Genomic DNA, 10,637 nt, shown 5'->3' with positions numbered 1-10,637 from the left:
TAACTGATCGGCATTACAGCACTTGGCTGGGTTTCAAATTTAGACAGTAATGTTACACCTTAAAATGGCGACACTAATTACTTTAATTTGTAGATGATGCCTGGATTACAGCGAACCATTTCAAAACGATCCGTTAAACCGGTTAAAGATTCAGACGCACCCAATAACAGGTAACCACCAGGATTCAGGCTATTTGCCATCTGGTTAAGAACTTTTGACTTCATATCCGGTGAGAAATAAATCAACACGTTACGACAAAAAATGATGTCGAACTTGCCTAAAAGTGCATAACTCTCCATCAAGTTCTGAGGGCGAAAGTTTACCATTCGCTTAACGTTGTCTTTCACTTTCATACGACCATCGCCAGCGTCTTCAAAGAAGGTACGGCGACGTTCAGGAGAAAGCCCTCGGCCTAAGGCAAGGTTGTCATAAGCGCCAGTGCGGCACATGTCCAACATACTTGCTGAAATGTCAGTAGCGGTAATCGATACATTTGGCAACATACCCGGCTTACGTGCTTGGGTCTCAAGTATCGTCATAGCCATTGAGTATGGTTCTTGGCCTGAAGAGCTTGCCGCAGACCAAATCTTGATAGGACGTTTATTTGCCGCTATTTCCGGTAGAAGTTTATCCGCTAGTACAGCAAATGGATAAGCATCTCGGAACCAAAGTGTCTCGTTAGTCGTCATAGCATCCACTGCCGCCACTCTCAACTCACGGTTTCGACCTGTCACTACATCTCTTAGCAAATCAGATAATGAAGCTACATTAAACTTCGTGACTAATGGGCTTAAACGACTGCGCACCAAATACTGCTTACTGTCACCTAATACAATGCCACATTGAGATTCTAAGAAACGGCTGAAATCGCGATACTCTTGATCACTTATTGTTATAGCAGTCATTAATGTCTCTTTTAGTTAGTTAACGCAGCTTTAACCGCGCCACCAAGCTCATCAGGATTGAATTTCGCAATAAAGGAGTTAGCCCCTACACGCTCAACCATGGCTTGGTTAAATACACCACTCAATGATGAGTGCAAAATTACATATAAATCTTTTAGTTCTGCGTGACGACGAATCTCAGCAGTCAGCGTGTATCCATCCATTTCTGGCATTTCGATATCTGAGATCACCAATGAAATTTGATCGTAGATACTGCCTTCCGATGCCATTTTCATTAGAGTTTCATAGGCTTCTTTACCATCTTTAACAGCAATGACCTCGAAACCAATTGATTCGATAGCACGTTGAACCTGCTTACGAGCAACCGTCGAGTCATCAGCAATCAAGATTCGGCGAACCAATTCTTTCTCTTGTTCAACTTCTGCAATTTCTTCTGCGATTCTGCTATCCATTGTTTCATCAACTGGAGAAATCTCAGCCAAGATTTTTTCAACGTCTAATATTTCCACAAGTTCATTGTCAATATTAGTAACCGCTGTTAGGTAATTATCTTTACCTGAACCATCTGGTGGCGGAAGAATAGCTTCCCAGTGCATATTAACAATTCTATCTACAGAGCTTACAAGGAATGCTTGGATAGTACGGTTAAATTCAGCAATCACGACAAAGCACTTATCGATATCTGACGTTGGGCGCCCGCCTACCGCTAGGCTCAAATCAATGACAGAAACTGTCTGACCACGAATATGAGCCACACCTTTTACGAGATGATGTAAATTTGGCATTAAAGTCAGACGAGGGCATTGTAAAACCTCTTTCACTTTAAATACATTAATACCGTAACGCTGACGCCCCATTAGGCGAAAGGTTAGTAATTCTAATCGGTTTTGACCGACGAGTTGCGTACGCTGATTCACTGAATCAAGAATACCCGTCATGAGCTCATCTCCATATCAAACTTTTTGGATAGAAAGTGTTAATCTACTGCAGGCTACGAACCACTAGAGAAATAAAATGACATATCATAAAGCAAACATATACCTTTTTTCCATAGCTATGTGTAGAACTATTTTTAAAACTGTCGCTAAGTTTATCGGCATTTTAACAATATTGTTTAGTTTTTTTGTACATGCGGCAACGCCGGAACAAATTGACATGATTCAATCAGCGGCTGAGCAACACATTCTTGATTCGGTCGAGCAACCGCGAGGCGGTGAACTTTTTGTTAATTCAGCTAATATTGACTCTAGAATCAAAGCCACAGATTGCCCTGTTCCCCTTGAGACAAGCTCCTCGACAACAACCAACACCCGTAGCAGCATTACTGTTCTAGTTCGTTGCGTTCCTGATGAATGGCGTGTGTACGTGCCGGTGCGCCTTTCAATGTCAGTACCACTTGTCACAACGACTCGTTCACTGGCAAGAGGCGAAATCATCGGTCAATACGATGTCACGACCGCGATGATTTCTCTCAACAAATTTCGTCGCCAAGGTTTTACCGCTCCACAACAAGTCGTCGGTGCTAAAGTAAAAAAGAACTTAAGGCCCGGTGATGTTGTCGAAAGAGGCGATATTTGTGTCGTATGCCGAAATGAGAAGGTTATCATACAAGCCGTAAAAGGTGGCATGACCATTACCACCAAAGGTACTGCACTTACCGATGGCTCAATGGGTGATCAAGTTAGGGTGAAAAATGATAAATCACAGCGTATAATCGAAGGAATTGTTACCAGCATGTCTGAAGTCACGGTTTACTTTTAACACTTCACTTCTAAAGTGACGGTATCGTTAGCGCTTTTTATTCTCAACTCTAACACCGAATATAACTGTCGAGGCTTTTGCTTCCTTTTCGACTAATGAGCTAAAAATTGCTAAAGTATTCGAACCTATGGTCGATATTGACTGTACAGGTTCCCATTTTGAAGAAAAAGGCTTAACTATGGCAGGTATTGATAATATTCGTTCAGGGCAAACCCTAGCGAGCACTAACCGTTCAGCAGTGCGCTCTGATTCTAGGTCTGATACATCAAGTTCGGATGTATCATCTAAATCACCAGCAAGCAAAGATGCGGTTTCATTAAGCCAACAAGGCAAGGCGATTGGTCAACTCCATCAAGAGATGGCAGCACAACCAAGCTTCGATTCCGTGAAAGTCGCAGCAATAAAAGAAGCGATCGCAAATGGTTCATACACTGTTGACCCAGAAAAGTTGGCCGACAACATGATGAAATTTGAAAACGAATTAAAAGGTCTTTAAGCAAACATTAACTTTTAAATAAAGTTATTGTCTTAAAGTACACGAGGTTATTAGTAGGTTTACATTATGGCGGTACTAGCAGATTTAGTTAATTTCCAACTTCAAAATGCCAAAGCCTTATCTGAATTATTGAGTTCAGAGAAAATCGCTATTACAAGCCGACAATCAAGTGATATTGAGCGAATAGCCAAAGAGAAAGTGGTTCTTGTTGAACAACTAAGATCAACCGATCAACGAATCGCTGCCCATACTAATATATCTGAACTGACCGAGAATCCTGAACTGGCTCAGTTAGTCTCAACCATCAAGTCCATAGTGCACGATTGCCATCAAGCTAACCTGGTAAATGGCGAAGCCTTGAATCGAGCACACCTTAGCTTCAAAAAACTCAGCAATATGATGCAGCAAAGCCACGGCAAAATTGGCATGACCTACAATGCCGGTGGTCAAACGCATACCATTTCGACACTAGGAACCAACGTTAAAGCCTAACTAGGTAAACCTTACCGCTTCATATCTGTATCTATATCTGTATCTGTATCTGTATCTGTATCTGTATCTGTATCTGTATCTGTATCTGTACCCCAGCCTACTCCTCTCATTACACCTTTCAAGACTCCTACTCGGTCAGCGAATGTACCTGCTAATCCACAATGAATTACAAAAAAGCGGCAAGTATTTTCATACTTGCCGCTTTTTCATTCATAACACTTATTGGTTACCGACACGCCATCTGGAAAGCGGGTGACAACCAATTTCACTGCATTATCCTATAACTAGGCGAGCCTTCAATTAGAACAGTGTTTGCTGTCTCTTCTCAGGCACAGGCTGAACTTCGCCATAATTACGCAGTTGTTCCATTTTTCGGATATCTAACCGCAGTTCAGTCACATAACTGTCGCCAACAGGATAACTACGCACCACTTCTGCACCACGGATAACACCATCAACCGCGCCTGAAGTTCTCTCAGTACCAAGACGTTGATCTTCAAGCTCAGCACGACCGCTTACTCGCATGCCGTAAACCTGTTCAGCCAATTCTCGATAAGCATCGATCTTAGAGGCTCTCATCGCACGGATGCGTCTCTCTTCGTCGTTACGACCTTTTTGTTCACTGATACTCGCGTAGCCAACAGCCACTAAGAAATCATCAGGTCTCATGCTCTGCAATGGCTGACAGCCAACAAGCAATAAAGCGGCAACAACAAATATTAACTTCTTCATCACGAACTCCTAAGGGCGAAGAATAACAGTATGAGGCTGACTGATCGTTGGATCAGAACGAATGATAACCCCATCTTGAGTTCGGATACTGTTCAGAGTATCTAAATCACGACCAATGCGGTCGGCTGGTAAGAAGCCTTGTGCAGAAGCCACCACAATACGTGTTTGCATTCCAACCACACGAGCATTCACTAAAACACCGCCTTCTTGACGAAGCATAGTGCCCGTCAGCACGTATTGAACGTCTTGCTCTTGAGCTAAGTCTTTCCAATCACGGCTTAACGCAAAATCACCTTGGTGAGTGACTTGGATAGAACCCGTGGTTTTAAAATCAACCACTTTAAAGCCTCGACGCTGAAACTGATGAATGAAACCTTCTGATACTGAGTTACCTAACCAGCTGGTTGTGTCCATGTGCTGCAGGTCTACAAACGAGGTAATAGCAATGGGTGTTCTAGCTGAAATACTCGTATTCGACACGATCAAATCTTCGGTCATGCTTTCAACAAAAAAATCCATGGTATGACGCGGGCTGTCCATCAACATAAACGGACTGCCCGAATACTCAGACTTACCATTATAGATTGGCGAATAAGCGCATGATGTCATTAACATGACACTCATTACTACGAGCCATTTTTTCATTCTCTTATCTCCAGATAGTTTTAGTGCTTGTTGTTCCAATATGTTCTCGCCATTAATCTTTTCAATGGATTACAATGTTGGAACAATCTTTGCTATTCATTAATGGTTCAGATTATGAAAAACGCACTTAAGTCAGCTTTAAGCTTATAGATATTTGTTAAGCAATATTTATACCCAACTGGTAACGAATAGATGAAAAAAATAATTTATTACTTATTTTCAATAAGTTTACTGACAACCATCAGCTTCAGTACTCATGCCTCTTGGTATGAAGTTACCGGTACTGCAACCATCGTATCGTCAGAGGATGCGGCAAGGGTTCATGCCCTAGAAGATGCCGTCTACAAAGCCATACAGTTCTCTGGCGCTGACATCGGCAGCATTGCAAACCTCACCCCTTACCTAGATGCAAAAAAGAAAGAATTTCAATTTACCAATCATGAAGTGCGCTACATCTTGGTAGAAAATGAGAAGAAACGCAGTGGCAATATAATGGTCACAGCAAAGATTGACATCTATCCTTCGGCAAGTGCTTGCCATGAGAGCCAATATAAAAAGACGTTTTTGGTCGGTAATATTGATGTGAGCTCTCCACAACAAGCTGTGATGGGCCGAATCTATAACATTGGTGATGATTTTGGCCATGTCGTTAACCGACAACTGGCGCAAGAATCTCGCAGTTTTGTCTCTGTTGGTACAACCAATTACGACATCGACAAGCGCCGACCTGAAGTGATCAAGATGATCGCGCAAGATACGGGCGCACAATACATCATCGGCGGTGATATCACCGACTTAACCGCGACCATCGAATCTAAGCTTTTGAAAGATGACATTATCAACCGCCAATTTGCGTTAGAGATGCAAGTCTTCGATGGTAAAACAGGACATCAGGTCTACAACCGTAGCTATCGTGAAGTGGCAAAATGGCCATTTGCCAAGACCAGTGAAATCGATACCCGCAGTGCTCGTTTCTGGGCATCTACCTATGGCAGTATGATGCTTCGTGTCAGTCGTAATATTATGTTGGATTTAGAATCGGAAGTATCTTGTAAAATCACGCTTCCTGAAGTTGCTGCTGTATTTGGGAAAATGGTGACCATTGATTTAGGCCGAATACACGGCGTTCAGCAAGGTGACAAACTTCAACTCTGGCACACGGGTTCATTTATCGACCAAAGAGGCTTACCACGCAATAAGGTCTCTCAAAGCGATATCACACTGACCGTTTCTCGCGTTTATGAAAACGAGGCAGAACTTACGATCGATCAGCCAAGCCTGGCTGGAAGCATTCAAATTGGTGATGTGATGCAGAAAATCATGTAGTTAGCAGCACCATCAACTCATATTTTCTAATAAAGCCTTAGCAAAAGTACTAAGGCTTTATTTTTTTCATGAGGATTAGTTTCGGTTTCGCGGTATTTGTCGTAATCTTATTAATAACATAATCATCATTTAGCAAACTATGAGCCAGAATAATCTAATTGGTGCTACCGGTTACCGCTTTATCTCGAAAGGTAAGACCGCTTTTAAGATCCATATTCATACACCCGACGATACGGTATTACATCGTTCAGTTGGCTTTGTTCGTATGGGGGAAGAGAAAGCACTCAAGAAAACCATCAAATTAAGAGATGAGCTGGGTAGACAGCTTTGGGGCAAGTTTTGGCCAAAGGTCCTCAAAGAGCCCTATCTCATGACACGTCTGCCTCATAGTTTAGAGCCTAAAATTGTATTTAAACCTAATCCAACGCAGAGTGACCCTGAACATCGCGACGAGTGCTACATAGCGAAATGGCGTGTTTTCTCTGAGAATGGTGATTACAAATACAGAACAAAAGTATGCTCTATACGAAAACACGGCAGACTCGCAGCCTACAGCCAAACCAAACGAGCGCTGCTTGAAGCTCACAAAGATGTGATTGAGCTGCTTATCTTTATGGGACGACTAAACAGCATCGACCTGAAGTAGTATCAACCTCAGTAAAGCGAATTAGCGAAGAATCAGCTTGCCGTATTGACCAGATACAAAAACAGCCGCATTGCGGCTGTTTTGATTTATGGCTAACTATAGTGACCATTTAGCATGCTATTACATACTAAATAGACCATCTAGCTTCGGCATATCTCTGCCAGCGTCTTCAATCGACGTTTTGACTCGTTTACATAAGGGTTGCTTTGATCCCATGCGTAGCCCGCCAAAATCGAACATACCATTTGCTTTATCTTCGGGTTTGGTTCTTGATAGAAAATCACATCCTGAAGAGCCCCCGAGTACCACCCTTCAACATACGTTCTAAAAGTATTTACCCCAATCATCAATGGTTCAGCGTATTCACGATCCCAGTTGACTTTCTCGCCATTGAGTTGTTTTTCCACACACTCAACCACAAACTGAGCCGACTTCATCGCAATAGTCACTCCCGATGAAAACACAGGGTCAAGAAATTCCCCCGCATTACCCAGTAATGCATACCTATCGGTTGCAAGGTGTTTAACGTTGACAGAATAGCCACCGATTTCGCCTGCGGGATTTGGATACTCCGCATTTGCCAAAATCTCAGCCAAGCCCGACTCTTCTGTTGCCAGCTGCTTAATCGCCGCAATCTTGTCTTCTGGGTATGATTCAAAGAATTTAGGCTCCCCTACCACACCGAATGAAGAGACTCCGTTACTGAAGGGAATCAACCAGTACCATACGTCAGGGTTGGTGGGATGTACCGAGACCAAAATTTTACTGCGATCGTATTCAAGGTCATTATCTGTTGCTGAGATATGATCGTTAATATGCGTAAAAATGGCTTTGCGCGGAGGAAGACGTGATGGCTCTTCTAAATCGAGCATCTTGGGTAACACTCGACCAAAACCACTACCATCCAGGACGTACTGTGCCTCTAACTGATAACGCTCTCCACCCTGTACTTGTACATCTAATATCGTACGATCTTCAGCGAAGTTAATGCCTACCAGTTCATGTTGGTAATCAATGGTAACACCCTGCGCTTCAGCACTGTCTGCCAATACTTTATCAAACGAGCCTCTTTGAACCTGAAACGTCGTTCCCGGCCCAGAAGAGAACTTATCTTCAAAATTAAACGCCGTATAAACACCATTTTTACGAAAAGCCGCACCATCTTTAAATTGAAAGTTAGCATTAGCAACAGCTTCGCTCATGCCCGCTTGTTCGATCACTTCCATGCACGCTGGTAACAGGCTTTCACCAATAGAAAAGCGGGGGAAAAGGCTCTTTTCAATCACTCGAACATCAATGCCTTTTTTGTGAAGCAAAGACGCAGCAATAGACCCTGACGGTCCAGCTCCGATGATCACAACTTGAGTTGACAGTTTTTTCATTAATTTAAGCCATGTTTGCCATGATTATTTCGCACTAGCTTTCAGCTCAAGAAGCGTATGGCCAAGACCGATATCGTCGGTACGAGTCACCACGTCGAATCCAGCCTCTTCCACTATCTCTAAGAAGTCTTCACTGCGGTAAAAACGGCTGTTACCGTTAGCCAAGCAAGTGAAGTAAAGAGAAGTCGCGTTTAAGCTATAAGAAGCCGCATCGTATTTCTGTGCATCCCAAAACAGTTCAAGGATATAAACAGTCGCGTCTTCTGACATATGAGAGCGAACACGCTTTAATATGCTAAGAATTTCCATTGGCGAGAAGCAATCAAGGAACTGACTCATCCACCACACGTCCGCACCTGTCGGCAGCGCTTGTTGTTTATCAAGCATGTTAGCGGGGAATGGCGTCACTCGGTCTTGATGACCGTGCTGTGTTGCATTTGCCATTGCCATTTCTAGTTGCTGCGGCAAATCGACAATCGTCACCTCGACATCAGAGTCGTAGTTACAACATTGCATTGCCCACTTACCTGTATTACCGCCAATATCCACCAGCGATTTAGGCTTCTTACTGAAAACTTTCTCAAGCAACACAGGGAATGAACGATCTGAGTAGAAATGATCAAACTTAAACCAGCTCTCTTTTGCTTTTTCTGGTAATTGAGACAAACCTTGGTAAATCGTTTCCCAATCACCCAGCTCTTTCAGGCCCGCGGGTGTGCCTTCTTCTATTGCTTCGGTTAAATGCATCATCGCGGCATAACAGACATCTGCCGTGAAATCCATATTTGCGTTGGTCATGCCATCGTGCAATAGATAAAAACCTAGGTTAGCCATTTTATAATGGGGCTTATCCCAAGTAACGATATGAGCACTCAACGCCATATCAAGCAGAACTTTGACACCGTATTCGGATACACCCGTTGCTTGAGAAATGGTTTCAGCGGGTAAACCATCATTGCCCGCGTCATCTAACGCTTTCAAAATACCTAAATCACGAAGTGTACGAGCTGTATGAAAAACAATAGGAGCAAAAGACAATTTTTGCGCTTCTGTTTTTGCTTCTAATGCGTTAAATGGATCTAATTTATATTCCGACACGAAAAACCTAACTTTAAAATAATAGAGAGCTACATAGCAGCCATTTGTGCAAGCTTGCGTTTAATATCAACGTTCAAGTTATTAACCCAACGGTTGTAATTACGATGTATTTCACCATCGTCGTACTTCAAATTCTCTGATTCGACGTAAAGAATAGAGTAAAACTTATCATTATATGGAATATCAACCACAGCATGATGTGAACGGACATACAGTTCAGCACGGATTAGGCCAGGCTTGATTTCTGATACCAACCAGCCTCGGTTTTCAGCAGACTCATAAATCGCAGATTTCACCTGTTTACTTTGAAGATTCAAAGCAACTGGAGTATCCTCAATACTCATTACAGGTTGGACACGTCCACAGCCTGAAAGAACGAGTATAAATAACATTGAAACGGCTATTTTTAGTGATTTCATTTAAACTCCTCACCCGTGTTTATTTATAAGCATGCATAGTATTAGTTAGACCCAAAGTAAATCAATACTCTATGTCAAATCAATCCCAATTAATGTCGTTTAATATTGAAGAATGGTCAGCAAATTCGCCAGGCCTCTGTTCCGTTGCCGAGTGGCAAACGTGGAGCACTCATTTAGATTGGCCACCAAATGGCTCAACTGAATTTAAAGCTATCCCGCCGATGATGCGCCGCCGCATGAGCCTGCAAAGTAAGCTTGCCGTCCAAACCGCGTTAACGCTATTAAAAGACACCGCGATTGATTATCTGGTTTTTGCCAGCCGACATGGTGAGCTACACCGAACTGCCACATTGATTCAGTCGATACTCGAAGGTGACGATGCCTCGCCAATGGCGTTCTCACAGTCGGTACATAATACCGCAGCAGGCCTAACCACCATTGCCGCGAAAGCACCAATTCCACTGACATCAATCGCCGCAGGGCAAGATACTTTTCATAACGCACTGATTGAAGCTTATCTTTACCTACATCAGTATCCGTCACATCGTGTACTCGTCATTGACTTCGACCAACCTCTGCCTGATGTATATCGAGAATACAAAAATCAGCACTATGCTGACTACGCTCTAGGTTTAGTACTCACAGCAGGCAGTGACTACTCGGTTTCGAGAGCAGTAACAAGTAAACCAATCGCTAGCAGACCAATCGCTAGCAGACCAATCGTTAGCAAACCAA

General features: G+C 43.0%; 13 protein-coding genes. 6 read left to right on the top strand and 7 right to left on the bottom strand.

The genetic code is table 11. The features are described from left to right. Window positions 1-77: 77 nt before the first annotated feature. On the bottom strand, window positions 78-905 hold the full coding sequence (locus AB4407_RS08245; RefSeq protein WP_372120178.1) for a protein-glutamate O-methyltransferase: 828 nt from the start codon (window positions 903-905) through the stop codon (window positions 78-80). An 11-nt stretch (window positions 906-916) separates the two neighbouring features. Continuing rightward, complete coding sequence (locus AB4407_RS08240) at window positions 917-1,843, bottom strand: chemotaxis protein CheV (protein WP_009848577.1); 927 nt, start codon at window positions 1,841-1,843, stop codon at window positions 917-919. Window positions 1,844-1,919: 76 nt separating this feature from the next. On the opposite strand from AB4407_RS08240, the gene flgA reads away from it, so the two are divergent. The 3 genes from flgA to AB4407_RS08225 all read left to right on the top strand — a co-directional run bounded on the left by flgA (window position 1,920) and on the right by AB4407_RS08225 (window position 3,654). Then, window positions 1,920-2,666, top strand: a complete 747-nt coding sequence (gene flgA, locus AB4407_RS08235; RefSeq protein ID WP_372120176.1) for a flagellar basal body P-ring formation chaperone FlgA — start codon at window positions 1,920-1,922, stop codon at window positions 2,664-2,666. Between the two features lie 178 nt (window positions 2,667-2,844). Next, the gene (flgM, locus tag AB4407_RS08230; RefSeq protein ID WP_139685295.1) at window positions 2,845-3,162 is read left to right on the top strand and encodes a flagellar biosynthesis anti-sigma factor FlgM; all 318 of its coding nucleotides are present in this window, start codon (window positions 2,845-2,847) and stop codon (window positions 3,160-3,162) included. Between the two features lie 66 nt (window positions 3,163-3,228). Continuing rightward, the gene (locus tag AB4407_RS08225; RefSeq protein WP_372120174.1) at window positions 3,229-3,654 is read left to right on the top strand and encodes a flagella synthesis protein FlgN; all 426 of its coding nucleotides are present in this window, start codon (window positions 3,229-3,231) and stop codon (window positions 3,652-3,654) included. A gap of 300 nt (window positions 3,655-3,954) precedes the next feature. Here the strand turns inward: AB4407_RS08225 and flgP are convergent, their stop codons facing one another. After that, a complete protein-coding gene (gene flgP / locus AB4407_RS08220) occupies window positions 3,955-4,386 on the bottom strand; it encodes a flagellar assembly lipoprotein FlgP (protein WP_372120172.1) in 432 nt (143 codons plus the stop codon). Between the two features lie 9 nt (window positions 4,387-4,395). After that, on the bottom strand, window positions 4,396-5,031 hold the full coding sequence (locus AB4407_RS08215; RefSeq protein WP_372120170.1) for a FlgO family outer membrane protein: 636 nt from the start codon (window positions 5,029-5,031) through the stop codon (window positions 4,396-4,398). A gap of 192 nt (window positions 5,032-5,223) precedes the next feature. Here AB4407_RS08215 and AB4407_RS08210 point away from each other — a divergent pair, with 192 nt between their 5' ends. After that, window positions 5,224-6,357 carry a flagellar assembly protein FlgT gene (locus AB4407_RS08210; protein ID WP_372120168.1) on the top strand — a complete coding sequence of 378 codons (1,134 nt, stop codon included), beginning with the start codon at window positions 5,224-5,226 and terminating at the stop codon, window positions 6,355-6,357. Window positions 6,358-6,496: 139 nt separating this feature from the next. Next, window positions 6,497-7,003 carry a Fe3+-citrate ABC transporter substrate-binding protein gene (locus AB4407_RS08205; protein ID WP_086048929.1) on the top strand — a complete coding sequence of 169 codons (507 nt, stop codon included), beginning with the start codon at window positions 6,497-6,499 and terminating at the stop codon, window positions 7,001-7,003. A gap of 140 nt (window positions 7,004-7,143) precedes the next feature. Here the strand turns inward: AB4407_RS08205 and AB4407_RS08200 are convergent, their stop codons facing one another. Genes AB4407_RS08200 through AB4407_RS08190 form a run of 3 tightly spaced genes read right to left on the bottom strand, consistent with a single transcriptional unit; the run spans window position 7,144 to window position 9,902 of the window. After that, entirely contained in the window at window positions 7,144-8,385 is a 1,242-nt protein-coding gene (locus AB4407_RS08200) for an NAD(P)/FAD-dependent oxidoreductase (RefSeq protein WP_372120166.1), read from the bottom strand. 24 nt (window positions 8,386-8,409) lie between these two features. Further along, window positions 8,410-9,483 (bottom strand): methyltransferase, encoded by a 1,074-nt coding sequence (locus tag AB4407_RS08195; protein WP_269337344.1) that lies wholly within the window; start codon window positions 9,481-9,483, stop codon window positions 8,410-8,412. A 29-nt stretch (window positions 9,484-9,512) separates the two neighbouring features. Further along, window positions 9,513-9,902: a hypothetical protein gene (locus AB4407_RS08190; protein WP_372120164.1), complete on the bottom strand. Its 390-nt coding sequence runs from the start codon at window positions 9,900-9,902 to the stop codon at window positions 9,513-9,515. A 71-nt stretch (window positions 9,903-9,973) separates the two neighbouring features. Between AB4407_RS08190 and AB4407_RS08185 the strand changes: the two genes are divergently transcribed. Next, window positions 9,974-10,637 (top strand): beta-ketoacyl synthase chain length factor (locus AB4407_RS08185; RefSeq protein ID WP_372120162.1); only part of this gene is annotated, 664 nt, incomplete at its 3' end.

The sequence above is a fragment of the Vibrio sp. 10N.261.46.E11 genome, assembly GCF_041472735.1.
Lineage (GTDB): Bacteria > Pseudomonadota > Gammaproteobacteria > Enterobacterales > Vibrionaceae > Vibrio.
Note: the sequence above shows the minus strand (reverse complement) of the source record. Positions and strands in the feature narration are given on the sequence as shown.

Excerpts from the sequence above, each read along its gene's own strand:
- AB4407_RS08245 (WP_372120178.1), bottom strand. The coding sequence starts at position 905 with ATGACTGCTATAACAATAAGTGATCAAGAGTATCGCGATTTCAGCCGT.
- AB4407_RS08240 (WP_009848577.1), bottom strand. The coding sequence starts at position 1,843 with ATGACGGGTATTCTTGATTCAGTGAATCAGCGTACGCAACTCGTCGGT.
- flgA (WP_372120176.1), top strand. The coding sequence starts at position 1,920 with ATGACATATCATAAAGCAAACATATACCTTTTTTCCATAGCTATGTGT.
- flgM (WP_139685295.1), top strand. The coding sequence starts at position 2,845 with ATGGCAGGTATTGATAATATTCGTTCAGGGCAAACCCTAGCGAGCACT.
- AB4407_RS08225 (WP_372120174.1), top strand. The coding sequence starts at position 3,229 with ATGGCGGTACTAGCAGATTTAGTTAATTTCCAACTTCAAAATGCCAAA.
- flgP (WP_372120172.1), bottom strand. The coding sequence starts at position 4,386 with ATGAAGAAGTTAATATTTGTTGTTGCCGCTTTATTGCTTGTTGGCTGT.
- AB4407_RS08215 (WP_372120170.1), bottom strand. The coding sequence starts at position 5,031 with ATGAAAAAATGGCTCGTAGTAATGAGTGTCATGTTAATGACATCATGC.
- AB4407_RS08210 (WP_372120168.1), top strand. The coding sequence starts at position 5,224 with ATGAAAAAAATAATTTATTACTTATTTTCAATAAGTTTACTGACAACC.
- AB4407_RS08205 (WP_086048929.1), top strand. The coding sequence starts at position 6,497 with ATGAGCCAGAATAATCTAATTGGTGCTACCGGTTACCGCTTTATCTCG.
- AB4407_RS08200 (WP_372120166.1), bottom strand. The coding sequence starts at position 8,385 with ATGAAAAAACTGTCAACTCAAGTTGTGATCATCGGAGCTGGACCGTCA.
- AB4407_RS08190 (WP_372120164.1), bottom strand. The coding sequence starts at position 9,902 with ATGAAATCACTAAAAATAGCCGTTTCAATGTTATTTATACTCGTTCTT.